The organism is Aeromonas sp. R2-1, from assembly GCF_040908425.1.
GTDB lineage: Bacteria > Pseudomonadota > Gammaproteobacteria > Enterobacterales > Aeromonadaceae > Aeromonas > Aeromonas caviae.
Genome location: NZ_JBFODR010000044.1, coordinates 15,919 through 38,613 on the forward strand (window position 1 = coordinate 15,919; position 22,695 = coordinate 38,613).

Below are 22,695 nucleotides of genomic sequence, written 5' to 3' on the forward strand. Positions count from 1 at the left end.
GGCGCAGAATGTGTGAAAATCGCGCCATTCGTTCCTTTCGTTAGCCCCAACCCTATGAATGAGATCGTGAAAGGCAGTATCGATTTGATCCGTCAGCTCAACTACGGCCTGGTCTATGCCAGCCTGGAGGAGCACAAGGAGCTGTCCCGTACCGATCTGTCCCGTCTGACCGGCCTGTCGCCGGCCAGCATCACCAAGATCACCCGCGAGCTGCTGGACGGCGGCCTGGTGGTAACCTGCGGCGAGAGCTCGGTGGGGCGTGGCCGTCGCCAGACCCTGCTGCGCATCAACGAGCGCCGCTTCCAGTTTCTCTCCATGCGCCTGGGGCGCGGCTATGTGGACATGGCCCTGTTCGATCTCGCGGGTCACTCCCTGGCGCGCCATCGCCATGTCTTCAACGAGGCGGAGCGTGCCGAGCTGCTGGCCAGCCTGGTGCGGGCCATCGAGGGCTTTTTGCCCAAGAAGGCGCTGCGTCTGGCCTGCATCGCCCTCTGCCTGCCCGGCCAGGTGGAGCGCCACTCCGGCATGGTCAAGCATTTTCCCTATTACGATCTGCGCAACTGGCCCCTCGGTCCCACCCTGCAGGAGGCCTTCTCGGTACCCGTGCTGGTGAGCGGCGACGTGCGCACCTGGATCCAGGCCGAGCGGGAGTGGGGCGCCGCCAGGAACTGCTCGGATGCGGTGCTGGTGTTTGTGCACAACGACATCGGGGTCGGCATGGTGGTCAATGGCCAGCTCATCGAGAGCGAGTCGGCTCTGCTCGGGGATCTCAGCCACCTGCAGCTCGAACCTTATGGCCAGCGCTGCTACTGCGGTGGCTTCGGTTGCGCCTGCACCCTGGTGACCAATCAGGCGCTGGAGGCGCAATATCGGGAGCTGCGCGAACGGATGCAGGAGTTCGATCTGCCCGAAAGCGTCACCATCCGCGAGCTGTGCGAGCTGGCGCTGGCGGGCAACAGCCTGTGTCAGGACATCCTGCACCAGGCGGCGGGCCGCCTCTCCCGGGTGCTGGCGAACCTCATCTGCTTGCTCAACCCGGGCAAGCTGCTGCTCGGGGGGGAGATCACCCGGGCCGATCGACTGCTCTTCCCCATGCTGCACCAGTCCCTGGCAAGCCAGTTGCCCGCCGAGTACCTGGTACGCTTGCAGATTGAATCCACCCACTTTTACGAAGATCCCACCAAACCCACCTCGGTGCAGGTGCACAAGGCCTTGCGCGATGGCAGTCTGCTGCTCGACTTGTTGCGAGGCGACAAGGAGGCATGAGGCTCGGGTTGCAAGGACGCTTCCTGCTCATTCTCTGTCTGGTCAGTCTGTTGCAACTGGTGTTGCTGAGCGGGGCCAGTTACTACTATGTCGCCGAGCAGCGCTACCGGGAGGTGGGGGATCAGGCCCTGGACGTGGCGCGGCTGGTGGCCCGTGAGCCCGGCGTCATCGCCGGGGTGAAGCGAGCCGATAGCACCCGCCTCAACGTGCTGGTGGAGCGGATGCGGGCCGAGGTCGGTGCCAGCTACATCGTCATCGGCGATAAGGAGGCGCGCCGCCTGGTGCACCCAAATGCAGACAGGATAGGCAAACCCATGATGGGGGACGATCCCGGACGCGCCCTACGGGGGGAGTTCTACATCTCCCGCGCTCAAGGGGCCCTCGGGGTCTCGGTGCGCGGCAAGGGGCCCATCCGGGATGAGATGGGCAGGGTCATCGGCGTGGTCTCTGTCGGTTATCTGGTGCGGGACATAGAGGCGGACCTGCAGGGCTTCCTGCGCTTTGGCCTCGCAATGACACTGCTCATAGTGCTGCTCAACAGCGTCGCCGCGGCCTGGCTGGCCAAACGCTACAAGCGGGCCCTGCTGGGGTTTGAGCCCGAGCAGATCGGCCGCCTCTATGCGGAGCTCGACTGCACCCTGCGCACGGTGCGCGAGGGGATACTCACCATCGACGAGCAAGGCAGGCTCACCTCCCTCAACCCCAACGGCATCCGGCTGCTGCGCCTCGATGAGCGGGCTGCGCAGGCCGCCATAGGCCAGCCCGTCACCCGCTTGCTGCCCGGCAGCCGCATGCTCTCCCTCATTCAGGATCCCCGGCCCCAGTATGACGAGGAGATAGTGCTCAACGGTCAGTCCCTCATCGTCAACCGGCTGCCTCTGGTGCAGGAGGGTCGGCTGATCGGCGCCGTGTCGAGCTTTCGGCGCAAGGACGAGTTGGCCGAGCTCAGTGCCCAGCTCTCCCAGGTGCAGGCCTACAGCGATCTGCTGCGGGTGCAGACCCACGAACACAACAACCAGCTCGGCACCATAGCTGGTCTCATCGAGCTGGGGGCCACCCGGGAGGCGCTCGCCTTCATCGGCCGGGAGGCGGCCACCGAGCAGACCCTCCTGAGCTTTTTGATGGGGGCCATCGCCAAGCCCAAGGTGGCGGGCCTGCTGCTTGGCAAGTACCACAGAGCCCATGAGCTGGGACTGGTGCTGGAGGTGGACCCGGATTCCCGCCTGCACGACATCCCCGCCCGGGTCAGCGGCTCCCAGCTGGTGACCCTGCTTGGCAACCTCATCGACAACGCCTTCGAGGCGACCCGCGGCCATGGCGCCCCCTACCAGCCGATCCGGGTCTCTTTGAGCGATCTCGGCCAGGATCTCATTCTGGAGGTGGAGGACGGGGCCGGCGGCGTCGATCCCGCTTTGGCGGACACCTTGTTCGAGCGCGGGGTCAGCAGCAAGGCCGAACCCGGCCACGGCATAGGTCTGGCCCTGGTGCGCAAGACACTGGATGCCCTGCAGGGGACCATCACCATCGAAGCCACGGCGCAGGGAAGTTGCGTCGTCTGTTACATTCCCAAGGAGGTATGAGTGATCAAGATCCTGATCGTCGAGGATGATCCCGCCATTGCCGAGATCCACCGTCGCTTCGTGCAGCGCCTCGCCGGTTTCGAGGTGCTGGGGGTGGCGCTCACCCTGTTCGATGCCAGGGAGCAGATAACCATACTCAAGCCCGATCTGGTGCTGCTGGATGTCTGGCTGCCGGACGGGGAGGGCTTCTCCCTGCTGCGGGAGTTGCGCCAGAGCGGGGCTCACCTCGACGTCATCCTGCTCACCGCCGCCCGCGAGGCGGCGGCCCTGCAGGAGGCGATGCGCCTCGGGGTGGTGGATTTCATCTTGAAGCCCGTGGTGTTCGAGCGACTGCGCGACACGCTCGACAAATATTGCCAGAGCCGCGCCGCGCTTGCGGCGCTGGCGGACATCGATCAGCAGGCGGTGGATGCGCTCCTTGGCTCCCCGTTGCAACAGGTGGCGGCGGGCGGCCTGCCCAAGGGGATAGACGCCCTCACCCTGCAAAGGGTGCTGGCGGCCCTCCATCAGGAGGGGGCCAGCGCCGAGGAGATAGGCAGCCGGGTCGGGGTGAGCCGCACCACGGCGCGCCGCTATCTGGAGTTTCTGGTGGGTCAGCAGCTGGCGAGCCCGGAGCTGGAGTACGGCACCGTGGGCCGGCCGGAGCGGCGCTACCGTCAGCGCTGAGTGGCCGGTTCCAACTCAAGAAAAAGAGCGCCTTTTGGCGCTCTTTTTGTGATGGCTGGGATCAGGTCGGGTCGGATTGCAGGGTCGCTACCGGCGTGCGACGGGCCTGCCACCACTGCCAGAGCGGCAGCAGCAGCATCACCAGGGTGACCAGGGTGAAGCCCAGGGTGATGGGGCGCTCCCACAGGAAACTCAGGGAGCCGTCGTTGATCACCAGGGCCCGGCGCAGGTTGTCCTCCAGCATTCCCCCCAGGATGAAGCCGAGCAGCATGGGGGCCATGGGGAAGTCAAGCAGGCGCAGCCCGATGGCCACCAGGGCCACCAGCACCATCACATAGATGTCCATGGTGTTGAAGGAGACCAGATAGACCCCGATCAGCGAGAACAGCAGCACCATGGGGATGAGCACGGGGCGCGGCACTTGCAGGATCTTGGCCAGGTAGGGAATGAGCGGCAGGTTGAGGATCAGCAGCACCACGTTGCCCAGATACATGGAGATGATCACCGACCAGAACACGTCAGGGTGCTCCATGAAGAGGCGCGGGCCGGGCTGGATGCCGTAGGCGATGAGGGCCCCCAGCATCAGGGCCGTGGTGCCGGAGCCCGGGATCCCCAGGGTCAGCAGCGGCACGAAGGCCCCGCTGGAGGCGGCGTTGTTGGCCGCTTCCGGCGCGGCTATGCCGGTCAGACTGCCCTTGCCAAACTCGTCCCGTTTGCCCTTGCGGGCGAAGTTGCGCTCGGCCCCATAGGCCATGAAGGAGGCGATGGTGGCACCGGCCCCCGGCAGCACGCCGATGAGGAACCCCAGCACCGAGGAGCGGGCGATGGGGGGCGCTATCTCCTTTACCTCGTCCCGGCTCAGCTTGAGGGATCCGAGCTGCTGCATCTTGCTCGCCTCCTCCTGGCTGGTGTCCTTGCCCGGGCGCAGCACCGTCATCAGGATCTCTGCCAGGGCGAAGGTGGCCATGGCCAGCAGCAGGAAGGAGAAACCATCGCGCAAGTCCGGGAGACCGAAGGTGAATCTGTCCACCCCGACGCTGCGGTCGATGCCGACGGTGGAGATCATGATGCCAAACAGCGCCATGATCAGCGCCTTGAGCACTTGGCCCTTGCCGGCAAAGGCCGCCACCGCGGAGAGCCCGAGCACCATGAGGGCGAAGTAGTCCGCCGACTGGAAGGCGAGGGAGACCTTGGCGAGCAGGGGCGCTGCCACCATCAGGAAGATGGCCGACAGGGTGCCGCCGACGAAGGAGGCGTAGGCGGCGATGGCCAGCGCCTTGCCCGCCTGCCCCTTGCAGGCCAGCGGATAGCCGTCGATGGCGGTGATCATGCTGGCGGAGCAGCCCGGGGTGTTGATCAGGATGGAGGCGGTGGAGCCGCCGAACATGGAGCCGTAATAGACCCCGGCCATCAGGATGATGCCGGAAGCCGGATCCAGCCCGTAGGTGATGGGGATCATCAGGGCGATGGCGGTGACCGGGCCCAGCCCCGGCAGCATGCCGATGAAGGTGCCGACGAAGCAGCCGACCACCACCATGAAGAGGTTGATGGGCATCATGGCGGTGCCGAGCCCTTGCAGGATTCCGTCTAACATGGGTTCTCCTTATCCCAGCAACTGGGTGAACAGCCGACCCGGCTCGAGATAGACATTGAGCCCCTTGGTCAGCAGGGCCCAGAACATGAGGGTGAAAGGTATGCTCACCTTGCAGGCGAAGGCGAGGCTCTGCTCGCCCATCAGCCGGATGCCGCCGATGAGGAACAAGATGGTGGCGACGAGGAAGCCGAGCCAGCCAAGGGCTAGGCCATAGACCAGCATCAGCCCCAGCAGGGCGAACACCAGCCGCCAGTTGCCGGACTCCTTGCCCAGTCGCTCTCCTCCCGGGGAACAGATCAGGATCAGGGAGAGCAGGACCCCGACACCTGCCAGGGCATAGGGCAGGGTGCTGGCGGTAAAGGGTTCATATTCATCCCCCGGGTAGCCGGGGATCTGGGTGGCGTGATAGCCGTAGGCGAGGGAGAGCAGCAAAAACAGCAGTCCCCCGAACCTTTCCTTGGTCAGTGGCATGATGACTCCGATGGGCGGGCCTGGCCCGCCACAGGCTGAGGGTTATTTGATGAAGCCGAGCTCGCGCATCAGGCCGCCGATCTGCTGCTCCTGGCTGTTGAGGAAGGCAGTGAACTCGGGACCGGCCTGATACTGGTTGATCCAGCTGTTGCGCGCGCGCACCGCTTCCCACTCCGGCTTGTCGTACATCTGCTTGAGCAGAGCGGCGAACTCGGCGGACTGCTCGGGGCTGACGTCGGGGGAGGCGAAGTAGCCGCGCCAGTTCGCAAACACGGTGGGGTTGCCCTGCTCGGAGAAGGTGGGCACCTGGCTGGCGTCCGGCATCCGCTCGGGGGCGGTGACGCCGAGGATCCGCATCTGGCCGGACTTGACCGCCTCCATCGCCTCGCCAAAGCCGGTGGAGAGCACCTGGGTTTCCCCCGCCAGCACCGCCGCCATGGCGCTGCCGCCGGCGTCATAGGCCACGTAGCGCAGCTTGCCGGCATCGGCCCCCGCATTCTTGAAGGTCATGGCGGCCACCAGGTGATCCAGACTGCCGCGGGCGGAGCCGCCGGCAATCTTCACCTTGGCGGGATTGGCTTCATAGGCGGCCAGCAACTGGGCCCAGTTCTGATAGGGGGAGTCCAGGGGGACCGCCAGCGCCTGATAGTCGGCGATGATGGCGGCGACCGGGGTGAGATCCCGGAAGGATTGCGGCAGCTCCTTGGAGAGGGACTTGACGATGATGGGGGTGGAGTTGACCAGCAGCGTCTTGTCGGACTGTGCCGAGGTCTCGATCAGGTGGGCGATGGCCTTGGCGCCGCCGCCGGCCGAGATGTTCTGGTAGGAAGCGGTGTTGATGAGGCCGGACTTGGTCAGAGCCTCGCCGGTGCCACGGGCCGTGTTGTCCCAGCCGCCGCCGGCGCCGCCCGGGATCAGGAAGTGGACTTCGTTGATCTGGGCGTGGGCGCCGACGCTCAGTGCGAGCAGGCTACCGATCAGGGTGCGTTTGAGGGTTCCTTGCAACATGGTGCTCTCCTTGTGATTGTTGCAAGAAGGTTAATTAATCATGTCTGGCTGGAAAACAATCTGACCGTAATGGCTATTAAGGCTGTTGTGACCATTGTGTTCATTCTGGTCATGGGCCGAAGAGGGGGGCGCGCATAGAAGCGAGGCGCCCGTGAGCGCCTCGTCCGGCAAGGATCACTGGGCCGGTTTCGCCGCCGATGTGCTGACGTCCTCCTTCGCCTCCTGTTTCAGGGCGTCACTCGCCTGCTGGCGCAGGGCCACCTGCTCCATCACCAGCTTGTAGGCGATGTAGTACTTGTAGATGTTGCCCACATAGGTGACCGTCTCGGGGCCGATTTTCTCTGCTGCCACGTACTCGACGTTGTGGAACCAGACGTTGGGATCCAGCCCCCGTTTTCTGGCCTCGGCGCGGAGCCGCGCCACCCGGGCGGGGCCGGCATTGTAGGAGGCGAACGAGAAGAGGGCCTTGTCGAGGGCGGTCATGGGCTCGTCCGCATAGTAGTGATCGATCATCCAGCGCATGTATTTGACGCCGCCGTGAATATTGGGCTCGAGCTTGCGGATGTCGCCGACTTTCAGCCCCTTGCCGGTGGCGGGCATGATCTGCATGATGCCGATGGCGCCCACATTGCTGCGGGCCTGGTGGTTGAGGGCGGACTCCTGGTAGCCCTGGGCCGCCATCAGCAGCCAGTCCATGTCATAGCGTTCGCCATATTCACGGAACAGCGCCACCACCTGCAGGAATTTCTTGCGCTCCGCCTCGGCGGCGGCGCTTTTGACGAACTTGTTCTGCTTGAGATAACGGGCCAGGATCTCGTCCCCCGTCGCCTTGCCACGCAGCGCCTTGATCTGCTCGTTGAGCATGGCGAGCAACTGGGGGCTCTCCTTGCGCACCGCCCAGGCGATGACGCCCCCTTCCCGGAACACGGGGGCGTCGTGAATGGTGATCCCGGGGAAGATCTTTTGCCAGAAGCGGGCCTTGTGCTCGTCCATGACGATGAAGGGGAGCAGGCCCGCATTGACCATCTCCACCAGATCTTCATCTTCGAGCACCTCCGAGGCGGGCTGGAGGTCGATGAGGGGCTCTCCCGCCGACTTGCGGGCCTGGTTGTAGGCGAGCAGGCTCTCGTAGTAGCTGGAGGAGGGGCGTACGAAGACGCGCTGGCCCCCGAGATCGGCGGCGCTTTCCACCTTGGGGGAGAGGGGGCCGGAGACGAGCAGCTCCCGCACGTTTTCAAGCAGGGGATCGGTGAAGGCGATACCCTGCTTCTTGCGCTTGTCCGTGATGGTGAGATTGGCGGCGGCGATGTCGCCTTTGCCCTCGATGAGGGAGGTCAGCAGGGCTTCCCGAGCCACGGGAATGAAGACGAAGTGCACCTTGAGGTGGCGTTTGATCGCCTTTTGCTTGCGCAACTGTTCGTTGAGGCGCTGCTCCACCTGCATGAAGGCATCGTAGGTGACGCCCCGCTGCACGCCCTTGGTGATGAAAAATCCCGTCTTGTTGTAGGTGGTGAGCACTCGGATGGTGCGCTGCTCCAGCATGACGTCGAGATCCCCCAGCCTGGGTCTGGCAAGCTCGTCGTTTGCAAAGCTCAGGGCGCTTTTCTCCGTCTTTTCCTCGGGGGCCACCTGCTTGCCGGACTCGGCCCCCCAGGCTGGCGTCAGGGAGCAGAACCACCAGATCACAATCATCCATGCGCGTTTCATCACTTACACCTCGCTCGTTTTATTGAGTGTAAGTGGCGCCTTGTGGGTGATTTAGCTTATTGGGTTTGATAGAGATGGCCCCATAGCACGATTTCCACTATTCCATCCAGGAGTGCCCGCCCATGAAAAAAGGAGCCTCGAGGCTCCTCTTTTTCTGCGTGTTGCGGGCCCGTTTGGCTAGAACCAGAAGCCGATGATGAAGGAGCCCGCCAGGGTCAGCATCACGTTGGCCACCGCATAGGTGCCGGCGTAGCCGAGCGCCGGGATGGAGCTGTTGGCCGCCTCGTTCACCACGTCCATGGCCGGGGCGCAGGTACGGGCGCCCGTGATGGCACCAAGTAGCAGGGCTGGGTTCATTTTGAGCACCCAGACACCGAACAGGTAGCCTACCAGCACCGGCAAGGTTGTCACCAGCATGCCGGAGAAGAGCACCACCATCCCCACTTCGCTCAGGTGATCAAGGATGCCGCCCCCCGCCTTGAGGCCGGTGCTCACCATGAAGACGGCAAGGCCGAGATCCTTGGCAAGGCGCAGGGCACCGGGTGGCACATAGCCCACCGTGGGGTGGTTGGCCCGCAGGTAGCCCATCAGGATCCCCGCCAGCAGGAGGCCGACGGCGTTGCCGAGGCCGAACTCTATCTGGCCGAACACCAGGGAGACGGAGCCGATCAGCAGGCCCAGCACGAAGAAGGTGGCAAAGGCCACCAGATCCGTGGTCTGGCTGTGGATGCTGATGAAGCCTATCTTGTTGGCCAGCAGCTTGACCCGCTGCTTCTCGCCGCTGATCTGCAGCACGTCGCCCTTTTGCAGCATGATGTTGCGGTCAAAGGGCATCTCTATCTGGGAGCGCACCACCCGGTTGAGGAAGCATCCCTTCTCGGTGAGGTTGAGCTCCACCAGATGACGACCCACCACGGCATCATTCTTCACCACGATCTCTTCGGTGACGATCTGCAGGTCAAGGAGGTTGCGATCGAACACCTCCTTGCCGTTGCGGTAGTTGACGTCGAGCTTCTCGTGGCTCTCGGGGTAGCCCACCAGGGCGATCTCGTCCCCTTCCTGAATGACGGCGTCACCATCGGGGCTGGCCAGAATGCCGTTGCGGCGAATGCGCTCCACATAGCAGCCGGTGTGGGGATAGATGCCGGTTTCGCGCAGGGTGCGACCGCCGATCCAGGCGGCGAGCTCCGGGCCGACCCGATAGGCGCGGATGATGGGCAGATAGGTCTTGCGGCTCTCGCTGTCGGAGAGCCCCCGCTCGCGGGCGATCTTCTGGGCCTCGGTGTTGAGATCCAGCCTGGCCAGGGAAGGAAGGTAGCGCACCACCAGCATCAGGCCCACCAGGCCCACCAGGTAGGTCAGGGCGTAGCCTATCCCCATGTTGTCGAGCACCGACTGCATGTCGGTCTGGTGGGGCAGGTTGAGCAATCCGCTTCGCAGGGCGTCCTGGGCCCCCACCAGGGCCGGCGTGGAGGTGAGGGAACCTGCCAGAATGCCGGCGGCCATGCCGGGCCCCAGATTGAAGAACTTGGCGAGCCCCACGGTCAGCAGCAGGGCCGACAGCAGGATCACCAGGGTCAGGGTGATGTAGTGGATGCCGTCGCGCAGGAAGACGCTGAAAAAGTGCGGCCCCGCTTCAATCCCCACGCAGAAGATGAACAGCATAAAGCCGACGTTTTCAGTGGAGGTGGAAAACTGGAATCCCATCTGGCCAAACAGCAGGGCGGTGAAGAGCACGCCTATGGTGTTGCCTATCTGGAAGTTGCCGATGCGTACCTTGCCCAGCAGCAGCCCGAAGGCCAGTACCACGAACAGCAGCAGGGAGTCGCTTTGATGTAGCAGTGTCACGAAATCTATGGTCATGCCCGGAAAAACCGAGGAAAAAAGTGGGGCCGATATTGTGCCGGATCCTGTATCAAGAAAGAAGCGCCAAAGCAGATTAACAGCCAGTTAAGTGCTGGTCTCTTCGGTGAAGGCAGGGATGCGAGGGGGGGCTGGGGAAAACACCTCTATTTTACGCTGCAAGGCCCGCTGTCAATGAGTGAAATATGCTGTCGAGCAGAGAGGGGATGACGCTCCTGTGGACAATTTATTACCTGCTGCATGGGGAGCAAACGGGCACGTTTTTCAGCATTTTCCACTGAGGAAATTGAAGGGTGACAAAAGAGACTCATGACTCATCCGGCGAGTGCTGACCCGCAGGACGCGGCATAGCGAAAAAAAATCCCCCACAGGCAGCACCGCGAGTCGATTCATCCCATTTAGGGGGGAAGGGAAAAACAGCAGAAAATGGGGAAGAGGGGAGGCGGCCAGCGCAAACCGGGGACAATGGCTGCCAGCCCAGATGAACCGTGGCTTTGGTCAAGTTACCCACAGAAACTGTGGATAACCCTGTTCATGAAACTTGGCGATCAGGCTGAAAGCCGCGCCAATACTGGGCTGCAAGGACTGTTCAAAAAATACCTGCAATAAATTGTTTCTATAAAAATCAAATAGTTATGCGCAGCAGAACAAAACGCTGCTGGTCAGTATCGGGAGATCAAAAGGGAGTCAGGCCGCAGGGAAGGGCTTGTGCATTAAAATTGGAAGAGGAAAGCACTAAAGTGGATAACTTGCACCGAGATGGTGAGGAATTGGCTCCCCCGACTGGACTTGAACCAGTGACATACGGATTAACAGTCCGCCGTTCTACCGACTGAACTACGGGGGAACATCAGGCAAGGAGGTGCATCATACAGAGGTCGTATTTCAGGGTCAATAGCCATCAGGGAGGGTGAGCGGATACCCAGCTCCTTCAACTCAGGGTACACTGCTCCCTTGCCGTTTTTTGCCGGGAGTCGTCATGAGCAAGTTATTCCAGTTGGCCAGCCAGTTTCAACCCGCCGGGGATCAGCCGAGGGCCATCGCCCAGCTGCTCGATGGCATCGAGTCGGGACTGGCCCATCAGACCCTGCTCGGGGTGACCGGTTCGGGCAAGACCTTTACCATGGCCAACGTCATCGCGACCCTCAATCGTCCCACCATGATACTGGCCCCCAACAAGACCCTGGCGGCCCAGCTCTACGGGGAGATGAAGGAGTTCTTCCCCGACAACGCGGTGGAGTATTTCGTCTCTTATTACGACTACTACCAGCCCGAAGCCTATGTGCCGACCACGGACACCTTCATCGAGAAGGATGCCTCCATCAACGATCACATCGAGCAGATGCGGCTGTCAGCCACCAAGGCGCTGCTGGAGCGGCGTGACGTGGTGATCGTCGCCTCGGTGTCGGCCATCTATGGTCTGGGTGATCCCCAGGCCTACCTCAGCATGATGCTGCACCTCAAAGTGGGGGACGTGATCAATCAGCGGGATATCCTGCGCCGCCTCGCCGAACTGCAGTACACCCGCAACGACATGGCCTTCCAGCGCGGCACCTTCCGGGTGCGGGGGGAGGTGATCGACATCTACCCCGCCGAATCGGACAAGCTGGCCCTGCGGGTGGAGCTCTTTGATGAAGAGGTAGAACGCCTCTCCCTGTTCGATCCCCTGACCGGCGCCATCGAGCAGACGGTGGTGCGCTACACCATCTACCCCAAGACCCACTACGCCACCCCGCGGGAGACCATCCTGGGTGCCATCGAGCACATCAAGGAGGAGCTCAAGGGGAGGCGCGAGCAGTTGATGAGCCTCAACAAGCTGGTGGAGGAGCAGCGCATCAGCCAGCGCACCCAGTTCGACATGGAGATGATGCAGGAGCTGGGTTACTGCTCCGGCATCGAGAACTACAGCCGCTATCTGTCCGGCCGTGCCCCCGGCGAGCCGCCGCCCACCCTGTTTGACTACCTGCCGGGGGACGGCCTGCTCATCATCGACGAATCCCACGTCACGGTGCCGCAGATCGGCGCCATGTTCAAAGGGGACAGATCCCGCAAGGAGACTCTGGTGGAGTACGGCTTCCGCCTTCCCTCGGCGCTGGACAACCGGCCCCTCAAGTTTGACGAGTTCGAGGCGCTGATGCCCCAGACGGTGTTTGTCTCGGCGACCCCGGGCCCCTACGAGCTGGAGAAGTCCGGCGGTGACGTGGTGCAGCAGGTGGTGCGTCCCACCGGGCTGCTCGATCCCGAGGTGGAAGTGCGGCCGGTCAGCACCCAGGTGGACGATCTGCTCTCCGAGATCCGCAAGCGGGTGGCGGTGGAGGAGCGGGTGCTGGTCACGACACTGACCAAGCGGATGGCGGAGGACTTGACCGAATACCTGGCGGATCACGAGGTACGGGTGCGCTATCTGCACTCGGACATTGATACCGTAGAGCGGGTGGAGATCATCCGCGACCTGCGCCTTGGCAAGTTCGATGTGCTGGTGGGCATCAACCTGCTGCGCGAAGGCCTCGACATGCCGGAAGTCTCCCTGGTGGCCATTCTGGATGCGGATAAAGAGGGCTTCCTGCGCTCCACCCGCTCCCTCATTCAGACCATCGGCCGGGCGGCACGCAACCTCAACGGCAAGGTGATCCTCTACGGGGATACCATCACCAACTCCATGAAGGTCGCGATTGAAGAGACCGAGCGGCGCCGCGCCCTGCAACACGCCCACAACCTGGAACACGGCATCGTGCCGAAGGGGCTCAACAAGGCCATCGGCGATGTGATGGACATGGGGGGCAGCCGCACGGCGGGCAAGGCCGGCAAGGGGAGTCGCAAGGCTGCCGAACCGCAAGGGGAGTACCATGCCCGCTCTGCCAGCGAGATCAGCAAGGAGATCAAGCGGATGGAAGAGCAGATGTTCCAGCATGCGCGGGATCTGGAGTTCGAACAGGCGGCGGCGCTGCGGGATCAGATCCAGCGGCTGCGCGGCGAGCTGATCGCGTCATGAGCACCAGACGCTGGCTCATCTGGCGGCGTTTGCGCCGCCTCTATCAGGGCTTTCGCCACCCAGGCACGCCCTGGTGGGCGAAGGGGCTGGTGATCCTTATCCTGCTCTATGGCATCAGCCCGGTGGACGTTGTCCCCGATGTGGTGCCTCTCCTTGGCTGGCTCGACGACGCGACCCTGTTGCTGCTCCTCTTGTGGGGCTGGGAGAAATGCCTGCCCGGCGAGGTGCTGGCCGCTCTGGACAAGGCCGAGTGAGCAGAACCCTACGTTCAGGGAAAGGGAAAAAGAAGGGGGATTGAATGACTCCCTTCATGGAGTTCGAAAAAGGGGACCATGGGGAGATTGTGAGCCAGGTCTCATTGGCGTAGACTCCACGCCGTTCACTTCATGGGTACCAAAAAATGGATCTGATCCTCTTTGCCATCGACTTTATTCTGCACGTTGACGTGCATCTGAAAGAGCTGTTCGAGAATTATGGCGTCTGGGTATACGCCATCCTGTTTCTCATCATCTTCTGCGAGACCGGGCTGGTGGTGACCCCCTTCCTGCCGGGAGACTCCCTGTTGTTTGCGGCAGGAGCCCTCACCGTGGGCAGCGTGCTGGACGTGCACACCCTGGCCGCCGTGCTGATCATCGCCGCCGTGATGGGCAACGTGGTGAACTACACCATAGGCCACTTCTTCGGTGAACAGCTGTTTCGCAACCCCGATTCCAAAATCTTTCGTCGGGACTATCTGGTCAAGACCCATGCCTTCTATGCCAAGCATGGCGGCAAGACCATCATCATCACCCGCTTCCTGCCCATAGTGCGGACCTTCGCCCCCTTCGTGGCGGGCATGGGGGCCATGACCTATCCCCGCTTCCTGGTGTTCAACCTGGTGGGGGGGCTCTTGTGGGTGCTCTCCTTCGTCTATGCCGGCCACTTCTTTGGCAATCTGCCGGTAGTGCGCCACAACTTTACCCTGCTCATCTTCGGCATCATCGCGGTCTCCTTGTTGCCCATGGTGATCGGCATGGTGAAGGCCAGGAGAAGTGCCAGCAAGGCTACCTCCGAAGGCGCGTGACATCGCCGTGCACGACATGAAAGAAGGGAGCCGATGGCTCCCTTCTTGTTGGTAGGCTGAGTGGCAGGTCGCTGCTGCGCCCTTTGACCCGCTTGTGGCCTGTTACGATGATGCGCACCCGCAGGCAGCCACTTCATTGGCAGAACAGGGAGAAGGAGATCCGGCCCTCTGGGCATGGGCCGTGAGGTGATAAAAGAGGAGATAAAAAGGGAGCCATGGGCTCCCTTTTTAGGGTCGAGTGAACGACTAGTTGCAGCAGCGCCCTTTTATCAGGTTGCCAGCAGCCACGATGACGAACACCAGCAGGTAGGCGGCAAAGATGACCACGAGCCACTGCGGCATGGAGAAACCGAGGAACTGCCAGCTGATCTCGCTGCAGTCGCCGTCCGGGTAGAACATCCAGGGAACCCACTTATTCAGTGGTGCCCAGGCAGGGAAGTCAACAAACCCTTCGCATACGTTGAAGGGGGAGGGGTTCATCTGGTAATCCACGTGCTTGAGCGCCAGTTTCAGGCCCCAGAAGGCGCTGTAACCCCACAGGAGCATGGCACTCCAGCGCAGGTACCAGCGCTCTGGCGCGACCATGCCGAGGAGGCCGGCCGTGAGCACGCCGAGGAGGGCGATACGTTCATAGATGCACATCACGCAAGGGTGCAAACCCAGCACGTGCTGGAAGAAGAGGGCGCAGAGTTCCAGCGCGAAAGCGGAGGCTGCCAGCAATCCCCAGGCCAGCCGATGACTGGCAATGCGGCGAAGATACTCGATCATCTGATTGATCTCTCAGAGAAAAATAGTGGCTGAATTAGAGCAGAGCCCCATCTGAAAAGAAAGGGGCCGAACAGCCCCTTTCATGATCAGTGTGTGGACGGGGTGGGCAGTGGCACTGCCCCATGATCCAGCAACCACCCTGCCTGATAGAACCATTCGGTTGCAGGACCGAGGAGCAGCTCCACGGAGAAAAAGCCGACAAGCCCCAGCACCAGAGTATAGGGCAGCGCCATCCAAACCATGCGGCCATAAGAGAGGCGCAGCAGGGGAGCGAGGGCCGAGGTGAGCATGAACAGGAATGCAGCCTGGCCATTGGGGGTGGCGACCGACGGCAGGTTGGTGCCGGTATTGATGGCCACGGCCAGCAGATCAAAATGCTCCCGGCTGATGGCGCCGTTGATCAGGGCGGTCTTCACCTCGTTGATGTAGACGGTGCCGACGAAGACGTTGTCACTGACCATGGAGAGCAGACCGTTTGCCAGGTAGAAGAGGGCAAGCTGATCCTCCGGCTTGGCCGCCAGTACCCACTGGATCACCGGTTTGAACAGCTGTTGATCGATGATGACCGCCACCACGCTGAAAAAGACGGTGAGCAGGGCGGTGAACGGCAAAGCCTCCTGGAATGCCTTGCCAAGCGCATGTTCTTCAGTCACGCCGGTGAACGCCGTCGCGAGCACGATGACCGTCAGGCCGATCAGCCCAACTGCAGCCAGATGGAGGGCAAGACCCGTGATAAGCCAGGTGGCAATCAGCGCCTGGACGATCAGCTTGGCCTTGTCCTGCGGGGTACGTTGTGCGTCTTCGTCGCGCTCGTAGGATTCCATGATGTGACGCACGGGCTCGGGCAAGCGGGCGCCATAACCGAACCAGCGGAATTTTTCGACCAAGATGCAGGTCAGCAGGCCGCAGATGAAGACCGGGATGGTGACTGGCGCCATGCGAATGGCAAATTCACCGAAGTGCCACCCCGCCTGTTCACCGATGATGAGGTTCTGGGGTTCGCCGACCAGGGTGCAGACGCCCCCCAGGGCGGTACCGATGGCGGCGTGCATCATCAGGCTGCGCAGGAAGGCACGAAACTCGTTCAGATGCTGGCGGGAGAGCTCGTCAATCTCTTCGTCATCATGATGCAGATTGCCGGACTCATCCCGGGAGGCCACCTTGTGGTAGATGGCGTAGAAACCGGTTGCGACGCTGATGACCACGGCGATCACGGTCAGGGCATCAAGGAACGCGGAGAGGAAGGCAGACACCAGGCAGAAGGCGAGAGAAAGCAACGTCTTGGAGTGGATGCGCACCAGCATCTTGGTAAAGACGTAGAGCAGCAACTGCTTCATGAAGTAGATGCCGGCCACCATGAAGACCAGCAGCAGAAGCACTTCGATATTGGCCACCAGCTCATGCTTTATCTGGTTGGCGGAGGTCATGCCGATGAGCACGGCTTCAATGGCCAGGAGTCCACCCGGTTGCAGCGGATAGCACTTGAGGGCCATGGCCAGGGTGAAAATAAACTCGACAACCAGCAGCCAGCCGGCCAGGAAGGGATCAACGTAGAAAATGATCGGGTTGATCAGCAGGAATAGAACGATGGCAATTTTGTACCATTGCGGAGCATTGCCCAAAAAGTTCTTTGTAAACGCGCGCCCTAGGCTGATTGGCATAATGATGGTTCTCTGTTCTGTTGTTGATATCTGCATCTATGCAGTCGAGCCCGACCCGAGCCGAACATCCGGATATTCACCTGTATCAGATTGATTGCACATGATTTTAATCAAGGGAGCGATAACTATAAATAAGCTCGCTGAACTTGCCCAGCGAGCAAACGCTTATATCCCCATCATTTGGTGTTGGTTGACTCCCCACTTGTTGCTGTATACATATTCTTAACAAAAAGATCGGGGTAATGTGAGCAGAGGACCGACCTTCTGCTTGCCAGCATGACCGGCTTTGCTATTATTCGGGGGCCTTTTTACGCACTACAACAGAGTCATTACATGGTCATTAAAGCGCAAAGCCCTGCCGGGTTTGCCGAGGAATACATCATCGAGTCCATCTGGAACAATCGCTTTCCTCCTGGATCCATTCTGCCGGCGGAGCGCGAGCTGTCCGAATTGATCGGCGTGACTCGCACTACCTTGCGTGAAGTGTTGCAGCGCCTTGCCCGTGATGGCTGGCTCACCATCCAGCATGGCAAACCGACCAAGGTCAACAATTTCTGGGAAACCTCCGGTCTCAACATCCTGGAGACCCTGGCGCGTCTCGATCAGGACAAGGTGCCGGATCTGGTGGCACAGCTGCTCTCTGCCCGGACCAACATCTGCACCATCTTCATCCGTGGCGCCATTCGCAACAACCCGGAACAGGCCGCCGAGATACTGCGTGGTGCCGATGATGTGGAGAACACGGCCGAGGCCTATGCGGACTTCGACTACCGTTTGCATCACCAGCTTTCGTTTGCCTCGGGCAACCCCATCTATGCCTTGATCCTCAATGGTTTCAAGGGCTTGTACAGCCGGGTTGGCCGCTACTACTTCTCGGACAAGCAGGCGCGGGAAACCGCAGATGCCTACTACAAGACGCTGCGCAAGCTGGCCGAAACCAAGGATCACGAAGCCGTGTTCATGACGGTACGCCAGTACGGCATCGAGTCTGGCAAGCTTTGGACCCGTCTGCGTCAGGACATGCCAAGCAACCTGTGTGACAACTGATTGCCCTGACCCAAGAAAAACGCGCCTGATGGCGCGTTTTTTATGCCCGGTACTGACGTCAGGTCATGCTCTTGCGGTCCGGACAACGGCCGATGATATCTGCGGATAGCTCGCCATTGTCCTGCTCCAGCACCACATCGAAGCCCCACAGCTGATGCAGATGCTTGAGCACCTCGTGGCGTGACTCGCCAAGGGGGATGCGGTTGTGGGGAACATAGCGCAGGGTCAGGGAGCGATCGCCTTTCACTGCCACGTTGTAGACCTGAATGTTGGGCTCCAGGTTGCTCAGGTTGTATTGAGCGGACAGGGTGCTACGCACCAGCCGGTAGCCCTCTTCATTGTGAATGGCGGACACCTTGAGGTAGTTCTTCAGATCGTCGTCATCGATGGCAAAGAGCTTCATGTCGCGCATTACCTTGGGACTGAGGAACTGGCTGATGAAGCTTTCGTCCTTGAAGTTCTGCATGGCGAAATGCAATGTCTCGACCCAGTTGGTGCCAGCGTAATCGGGGAACCAGTATCTGTCTTCCTCGGTCGGGTGTTCGCAGATGCGACGCAGGTCCGTGAACATGGCAAAGCCAAGGGCGTAGGGGTTGATCCCCGAGTAATACCGGCTGTTGTAGGGGGGCTGATAGACGACGTTGGTGTGGCTGTGCAGCACCTCCAGCATGAAGCGATCGCTGATTTTTCCCTCGTCATAGAGATGGTTGAGAATGGTGTAGTGCCAGAAGGTGGCCCAGCCCTCGTTCATCACCTGCGTCTGCTTCTGCGGGTAGAAGTACTGACTGATCTTGCGCACGATACGCACCACCTCGCGCTGCCAGGGCTCGAGCAGGGGGGCATTTTTTTCGATGAAATAGAGGATGTTCTCCTGAGGCTCGGCAGGATAGCGCCTGTCTTCCACCCCGGCAATCTTGTGCTGCTTGGGCAGGGTACGCCACAGCTCATTGACCTGGGTTTGCAGATAATCTTCCCGCGCCTTCTGGCGTCGCTTCTCCTCGGCCAGAGAAATCTTCTGGGGCCGCTTGTAACGATCCACCCCGAAGTTCATCAGGGCATGGCAGGAGTCGAGCAGTTTCTCCACCGCATCGATGCCGTGTTTTTCCTCGCACTCGGTGATGTAGTTCTTGGCAAACAACAGGTAGTCGATGATGGAGGAGGCATCGGTCCAGGCCTTGAACAGATAGTTGTTCTTGAAGAAGGAGTTGTGACCATAGCAGGCGTGGGCCATGACCAGCGCCTGCATCGGCATGGTGTTCTCTTCCATCAGATAGGCGATGCAGGGGTCCGAGTTGATGACGATCTCGTAGGCCAGTCCCATTTGGCCGCGCTTGTAGTTGCGTTCGGTGTGGATAAAGCGCTTGCCGAATGACCAGTGTTGATAACCGATGGGCATGCCCACGCTGGAGTAGGCATCCATCATCTGCTCTGCGGTGATCACCTCGATCTGGTTGGGATAGGTGTCGAGCCGATAGAATTTGGCGACCCGGGCTATCTCCTGGTGATAAAGCTCCAGCAGATCGAAGTTCCAGTCAGGACCATCGTCCAGCGGCGCTATCTTTCTTGCGGTTTCTACCATATGTGATCCCTCAAGCCGCTTGCTTCTTGAACAATTCCCGGAACACCGGATAAATGTCCTCGACCTTGCGAATGTGCTCCATGGCGAAGTGGGCGTATTGCTCTGCCACCGCCTCATATTCGTGCCACAGGGTCTGGTGGGCGCGGGTAGTGATCTCGATGTAGGAGTAGTAACGCACCCGCGGCATGATGTCGCGCATCAGGATCTCCCTGCACTGGGGTGAGTCATCGGCCCAGTTGTCACCGTCCGATGCCTGCGCCGCATAGATGTTCCACTGGTTGGCGGGATAACGTTCGTTGATGATGTCGTTCATCATCTTGAGCGCACTGGAGACGATGGTACCGCCGGTCTCCTGGGAGTAGAAGAACTCGTGCTCGTCCACCTCCTTGGCCTGGGTGTGGTGGCGAATGTAGACCACCTCGACATTCTTGTAAGTCCGGCTCAGGAATAGATAAAGCAGGATATAGAAACGCTTGGCCATCTCTTTGGTAGCCTGATCCATGGAACCGGAGACGTCCATCAGGCAGAACATCACCGCCTGGCTCGAGGGGACGGGCCGTTTGACGAAGTTGTTGAACTTGAGGTCGAAGGTGTCGATAAAGGGGACTGCATCGATCCGCCGCTTCAGCTCCCTGATCTCTTTTTCAAGTTGCGCCATTTCGGCGAAATGGTCGTTGGGCTCGCAAGCCAGCTGGGCCAGGCGCTCCTCCAGTTCACGCAACTGACGTTTCTTGCCTGCCTGCAGCGCCATGCGCCGCGCCAGCGAATTTTGCAGGGAGCGCACCACGTTGATGTTGGCAGGCACCCCGTTGGAGGTGTAGCCGGCCCGGTAGGTCTTCATCTCCATCAGCTGGTTGAGCTGGGTCTTTTGCAGCCGCGGCAGTTCCAGATCCTCGAACAGCAAGTCCAGATACTCGTCTTTGGAGATCTGGAAGACGAAATCATCGACGCCCTCTCCTTGATCCGAGGCCTGGCCCTCGCCACTCCCCTGGCCGCCGCCACCCCCTTTGGGCCGGTCAATCTTGTCACCGGAGACAAACTGGTCGTTGCCCGGATGCACCATCTCCCGTTTGCCGCCATGACCCTGATGAAAATGGGGTTCCCCGATGTCCTTGGTCGGGATGCTGATGCTCTCGCCCTTGTCCACGTCCTGAATGCTGCGCTTGGAGACAGCATCCGAGACCGCTTGTTTTATCTGCTTCTTGTAGCGGCGGATGAAGCGCTGCCGATTGACAGCGCTTTTGTTTTTGCCGTTGAGCCTGCGGTCGATAAAATGCGCCATAACTCCCCCTTGAACACGGCAGGGTCAGGATGACTTGCGTACCCTGAGATACCACTCGGAGAGCAGCCGCACCTGTTTACGTGTGTAGCCTTTCTCCATCATCCGTTCGACAAAGTTATCGTGCTTCTTCTGCTCCTCAGCCGAGGTTTTGCTGTTGAAGGAGATAACCGGCAGCAGCTCTTCCGTGTTGGAGAACATCTTCTTCTCGATCACGGTGCGCAGCTTCTCGTAACTGGTCCAGTTGGGGTTACGGCCTGCATTGTTGGCCCGGGCACGCAGCACGAAGTTGACGATTTCGTTGCGGAAATCTTTCGGGTTGCTGATCCCGGCAGGTTTTTCAATTTTCTCCAGCTCGCTGTTGAGAGACGCTCTGTCAAACAGCTGGCCGGTTTCGGGGTCACGATACTCCTGATCCTGGATCCAGAAGTCGGCGTAGGTGACGTAGCGATCAAAGATGTTCTGACCGTACTCTGAATACGACTCGAGGTAAGCGGTCTGGATCTCCTTGCCGATGAACTCGACGTAGCGCGGAGTCAGGTAGCCCTTGATGAACTCCAGATAGCGATCGTGCAGCTCTTGCGGGAACTGCTCGCGCTCTATCTGCTGCTCCAGCACGTAGAAGAGGTGCACCGGGTTGGCGGCCACTTCCGCGTGGTCGAAGTTGAAGACGCGGGAGAGGATCTTGAACGCGAAACGGGTGGAAAGGCCGTTCATGCCCTCGTCAACCCCCGCATAGTCGCGATACTCCTGGTAGCTCTTCGCCTTGGGATCCGTGTCCTTGAGACTCTCGCCGTCATAGACCCGCATCTTGGAATAGAGGCTGGAGTTTTCCGGCTCTTTGAGTCGCGACAGCACCGAGAACTGGCCCAGCAGCTCCAGAGTACCCGGTGCGCATTTGGCCTCGGTCAGCTCGCTGTTGAACAGCAGTTTTTCATAGATCTTCACCTCTTCCGAGACGCGCAGGCAGTAGGGCACCTTGACGATGTAAACACGGTCGAGGAAGGCTTCGTTGTTCTTGTTGTTGCGGAACTGCTGCCACTCGGATTCGTTGGAGTGGGCCAGCAGGATGCCGTCGAAGGGGAGGGCGGAGAGCCCCTCGGTACCGTTGTAATTCCCCTCTTGCGTCGCCGTCAGCAGCGGGTGCAGCACCTTGATGGGCGCCTTGAACATTTCGACGAACTCCATCATCCCCTGGTTTGCCTTGCACAGCGCACCGGAGTAGGAGTAGGCGTCGGCATCATCCTGGGCGAAGTGTTCCAGCATGCGGATATCGACCTTGCCGACCAGGGAGGAGATGTCCTGGTTGTTGTCGTCCCCCGGTTCGGTCTTGGCGATGGCGATCTGATCGAGGATGGAGGGGTTTACCTTCTCCACCTTGAATTTGGTGATGTCACCGCCAAACTCGTGAAGGCGCTTGGCGACCCAGGGAGACATGATGGGGCGCAGATAACGGCGAGGGATGCCGTACTCCTTCTCGAGGATTTCGCCATCTTCGTCGATGTCAAACAGGCAGAAGGGGTGATCGTTCACCGGTGAGCCCTTGATGCGATAGATGGGCACTTTTTGCATCAGGGATTTGAGTTTCTCTGCCAGCGAGGATTTACCGCCGCCAACCGGTCCGAGCAGATAGAGGATCTGTTTCTTCTCTTCCAGACCCTGAGCGGAATGTTTGAGATAGGAGACAATCTGTTCGATGGCTTCTTCCATGCCATAGAAGTCTTTGAAAGCGGGATAACGCGCGACGACGCGATTGGAAAAGAGACGGCTGAGACGTGGATTGGTCGAGGTGTCGATCATTTCCGGCTCGCCGATGGCGGTCAGCAGACGTTCGGCGGCAGAGGCGTAGCAGGATTTGTCCTGTTTGCACATATCCAGAAACTCCTGGATGCTGTACTCCTCCTCTCTGGCCTTCTCATACCGCTGTTGATAGTGCTCGAAGATGCCCATAACTTAGCCCTCGTTATAGTCGCTTACCCTGAAAAAGAGTGGATCACTACTTTTGTTCTGTTTACCTCTTAAGCCTAGTCAACAGCCCCCAGTAATCCATCGCCATCATTGGTTTAAGTTTGTGCGGGAGCTTCCCGATCCTCGTACGGGAAGAAGCAGTAAGTGACATACCTATGTTACTGACTGTTAAATTATTTTTGC

At 60.4% G+C, this 22,695-nt stretch carries 17 protein-coding genes and 1 tRNA gene; 7 read left to right on the top strand and 11 right to left on the bottom strand.

The genetic code is table 11. The features are described 5' to 3' along the window. Positions 1–54 precede the first annotated feature (54 nt). From AB5Y80_RS16520 to AB5Y80_RS16530, 3 genes are read left to right on the top strand one after another with little or no spacing between them, the layout of a single operon-like run. Positions 55–1,266, top strand: coding sequence for an ROK family transcriptional regulator (locus tag AB5Y80_RS16520; protein WP_029314606.1), 1,212 nt, complete (start codon positions 55–57; stop codon positions 1,264–1,266). Next, positions 1,263–2,846 carry an ATP-binding protein gene (locus AB5Y80_RS16525; protein ID WP_368173215.1) on the top strand — a complete coding sequence of 528 codons (1,584 nt, stop codon included), beginning with the start codon at positions 1,263–1,265 and terminating at the stop codon, positions 2,844–2,846. The genes AB5Y80_RS16520 and AB5Y80_RS16525 overlap by 4 nt, the downstream gene beginning before the upstream one ends. Then, positions 2,847–3,512 (top strand): response regulator, encoded by a 666-nt coding sequence (locus AB5Y80_RS16530; RefSeq protein WP_323890316.1) that lies wholly within the window; start codon positions 2,847–2,849, stop codon positions 3,510–3,512. Between the two features lie 61 nt (positions 3,513–3,573). Here the strand turns inward: AB5Y80_RS16530 and AB5Y80_RS16535 are convergent, their stop codons facing one another. From AB5Y80_RS16535 to AB5Y80_RS16560, 6 genes are all read right to left on the bottom strand, one after another. Then, complete coding sequence (locus tag AB5Y80_RS16535) at positions 3,574–5,106, bottom strand: tripartite tricarboxylate transporter permease (protein ID WP_039041029.1); 1,533 nt, start codon at positions 5,104–5,106, stop codon at positions 3,574–3,576. A 9-nt stretch (positions 5,107–5,115) separates the two neighbouring features. After that, positions 5,116–5,577: a tripartite tricarboxylate transporter TctB family protein gene (locus tag AB5Y80_RS16540; protein ID WP_039041030.1), complete on the bottom strand. Its 462-nt coding sequence runs from the start codon at positions 5,575–5,577 to the stop codon at positions 5,116–5,118. 42 nt (positions 5,578–5,619) lie between these two features. Then, on the bottom strand, positions 5,620–6,585 hold the full coding sequence (locus AB5Y80_RS16545) for a tripartite tricarboxylate transporter substrate binding protein (RefSeq protein WP_104452983.1): 966 nt from the start codon (positions 6,583–6,585) through the stop codon (positions 5,620–5,622). A 174-nt stretch (positions 6,586–6,759) separates the two neighbouring features. Beyond that, positions 6,760–8,292 (bottom strand): transporter substrate-binding domain-containing protein, encoded by a 1,533-nt coding sequence (locus AB5Y80_RS16550; RefSeq protein ID WP_368173216.1) that lies wholly within the window; start codon positions 8,290–8,292, stop codon positions 6,760–6,762. Between the two features lie 177 nt (positions 8,293–8,469). Further along, positions 8,470–10,155, bottom strand: coding sequence for an aspartate:alanine antiporter (locus AB5Y80_RS16555; RefSeq protein ID WP_029314601.1), 1,686 nt, complete (start codon positions 10,153–10,155; stop codon positions 8,470–8,472). A gap of 771 nt (positions 10,156–10,926) precedes the next feature. Next, positions 10,927–11,002, bottom strand: a tRNA-Asn gene (locus AB5Y80_RS16560). Between the two features lie 132 nt (positions 11,003–11,134). Here AB5Y80_RS16560 and uvrB point away from each other — a divergent pair. The 3 genes from uvrB (at position 11,135) to AB5Y80_RS16575 (ending at position 14,210) form a co-directional block, all read left to right on the top strand. Next, on the top strand, positions 11,135–13,147 hold the full coding sequence (uvrB, locus tag AB5Y80_RS16565) for an excinuclease ABC subunit UvrB (protein ID WP_041215067.1): 2,013 nt from the start codon (positions 11,135–11,137) through the stop codon (positions 13,145–13,147). Further along, on the top strand, positions 13,144–13,401 hold the full coding sequence (locus AB5Y80_RS16570; RefSeq protein ID WP_041215068.1) for a DUF1232 domain-containing protein: 258 nt from the start codon (positions 13,144–13,146) through the stop codon (positions 13,399–13,401). The genes uvrB and AB5Y80_RS16570 overlap by 4 nt, the downstream gene beginning before the upstream one ends. Positions 13,402–13,547: 146 nt before the next feature. Continuing rightward, complete coding sequence (locus AB5Y80_RS16575; protein WP_182936239.1) at positions 13,548–14,210, top strand: DedA family protein; 663 nt, start codon at positions 13,548–13,550, stop codon at positions 14,208–14,210. Between the two features lie 246 nt (positions 14,211–14,456). On the opposite strand, the gene dsbB is transcribed toward AB5Y80_RS16575, so the two are convergent. Further along, the gene (gene dsbB, locus AB5Y80_RS16580) at positions 14,457–14,978 is read right to left on the bottom strand and encodes a disulfide bond formation protein DsbB (protein WP_368173217.1); all 522 of its coding nucleotides are present in this window, start codon (positions 14,976–14,978) and stop codon (positions 14,457–14,459) included. Positions 14,979–15,064: 86 nt separating this feature from the next. Continuing rightward, the gene (gene nhaB / locus AB5Y80_RS16585; RefSeq protein WP_266139994.1) at positions 15,065–16,639 is read right to left on the bottom strand and encodes a Na(+)/H(+) antiporter NhaB; all 1,575 of its coding nucleotides are present in this window, start codon (positions 16,637–16,639) and stop codon (positions 15,065–15,067) included. A 333-nt stretch (positions 16,640–16,972) separates the two neighbouring features. Here nhaB and fadR point away from each other — a divergent pair, with 333 nt between their 5' ends. Next, the gene (gene fadR / locus AB5Y80_RS16590) at positions 16,973–17,686 is read left to right on the top strand and encodes a fatty acid metabolism transcriptional regulator FadR (RefSeq protein WP_010674906.1); all 714 of its coding nucleotides are present in this window, start codon (positions 16,973–16,975) and stop codon (positions 17,684–17,686) included. A 58-nt stretch (positions 17,687–17,744) separates the two neighbouring features. Here fadR and AB5Y80_RS16595 read toward each other — a convergent pair whose 3' ends face one another. From AB5Y80_RS16595 to AB5Y80_RS16605, 3 genes are read right to left on the bottom strand one after another with little or no spacing between them, the layout of a single operon-like run. Further along, positions 17,745–19,265 carry a SpoVR family protein gene (locus AB5Y80_RS16595; RefSeq protein WP_039040868.1) on the bottom strand — a complete coding sequence of 507 codons (1,521 nt, stop codon included), beginning with the start codon at positions 19,263–19,265 and terminating at the stop codon, positions 17,745–17,747. A 10-nt stretch (positions 19,266–19,275) separates the two neighbouring features. Continuing rightward, positions 19,276–20,547, bottom strand: coding sequence for a YeaH/YhbH family protein (locus AB5Y80_RS16600; protein ID WP_010674904.1), 1,272 nt, complete (start codon positions 20,545–20,547; stop codon positions 19,276–19,278). Between the two features lie 24 nt (positions 20,548–20,571). Beyond that, complete coding sequence (locus AB5Y80_RS16605; protein WP_010674903.1) at positions 20,572–22,494, bottom strand: PrkA family serine protein kinase; 1,923 nt, start codon at positions 22,492–22,494, stop codon at positions 20,572–20,574. Between the last annotated feature and the right edge of the window lie 201 nt (positions 22,495–22,695).

Bases quoted from the DNA above. Each gene is read 5' to 3' on its own strand.
- AB5Y80_RS16520 (WP_029314606.1), top strand. From the start codon at position 55: ATGAATGAGATCGTGAAAGGCAGTATCGATTTGATCCGTCAGCTCAAC.
- AB5Y80_RS16525 (WP_368173215.1), top strand. From the start codon at position 1,263: ATGAGGCTCGGGTTGCAAGGACGCTTCCTGCTCATTCTCTGTCTGGTC.
- AB5Y80_RS16535 (WP_039041029.1), bottom strand. From the start codon at position 5,106: ATGTTAGACGGAATCCTGCAAGGGCTCGGCACCGCCATGATGCCCATC.
- AB5Y80_RS16540 (WP_039041030.1), bottom strand. From the start codon at position 5,577: ATGCCACTGACCAAGGAAAGGTTCGGGGGACTGCTGTTTTTGCTGCTC.
- AB5Y80_RS16545 (WP_104452983.1), bottom strand. From the start codon at position 6,585: ATGTTGCAAGGAACCCTCAAACGCACCCTGATCGGTAGCCTGCTCGCA.
- AB5Y80_RS16550 (WP_368173216.1), bottom strand. From the start codon at position 8,292: ATGAAACGCGCATGGATGATTGTGATCTGGTGGTTCTGCTCCCTGACG.
- AB5Y80_RS16555 (WP_029314601.1), bottom strand. From the start codon at position 10,155: ATGACCATAGATTTCGTGACACTGCTACATCAAAGCGACTCCCTGCTG.
- uvrB (WP_041215067.1), top strand. From the start codon at position 11,135: ATGAGCAAGTTATTCCAGTTGGCCAGCCAGTTTCAACCCGCCGGGGAT.
- AB5Y80_RS16570 (WP_041215068.1), top strand. From the start codon at position 13,144: ATGAGCACCAGACGCTGGCTCATCTGGCGGCGTTTGCGCCGCCTCTAT.
- AB5Y80_RS16575 (WP_182936239.1), top strand. From the start codon at position 13,548: ATGGATCTGATCCTCTTTGCCATCGACTTTATTCTGCACGTTGACGTG.
- dsbB (WP_368173217.1), bottom strand. From the start codon at position 14,978: ATGATCGAGTATCTTCGCCGCATTGCCAGTCATCGGCTGGCCTGGGGA.
- nhaB (WP_266139994.1), bottom strand. From the start codon at position 16,639: ATGCCAATCAGCCTAGGGCGCGCGTTTACAAAGAACTTTTTGGGCAAT.
- fadR (WP_010674906.1), top strand. From the start codon at position 16,973: ATGGTCATTAAAGCGCAAAGCCCTGCCGGGTTTGCCGAGGAATACATC.
- AB5Y80_RS16595 (WP_039040868.1), bottom strand. From the start codon at position 19,265: ATGGTAGAAACCGCAAGAAAGATAGCGCCGCTGGACGATGGTCCTGAC.
- AB5Y80_RS16600 (WP_010674904.1), bottom strand. From the start codon at position 20,547: ATGGCGCATTTTATCGACCGCAGGCTCAACGGCAAAAACAAAAGCGCT.
- AB5Y80_RS16605 (WP_010674903.1), bottom strand. From the start codon at position 22,494: ATGGGCATCTTCGAGCACTATCAACAGCGGTATGAGAAGGCCAGAGAG.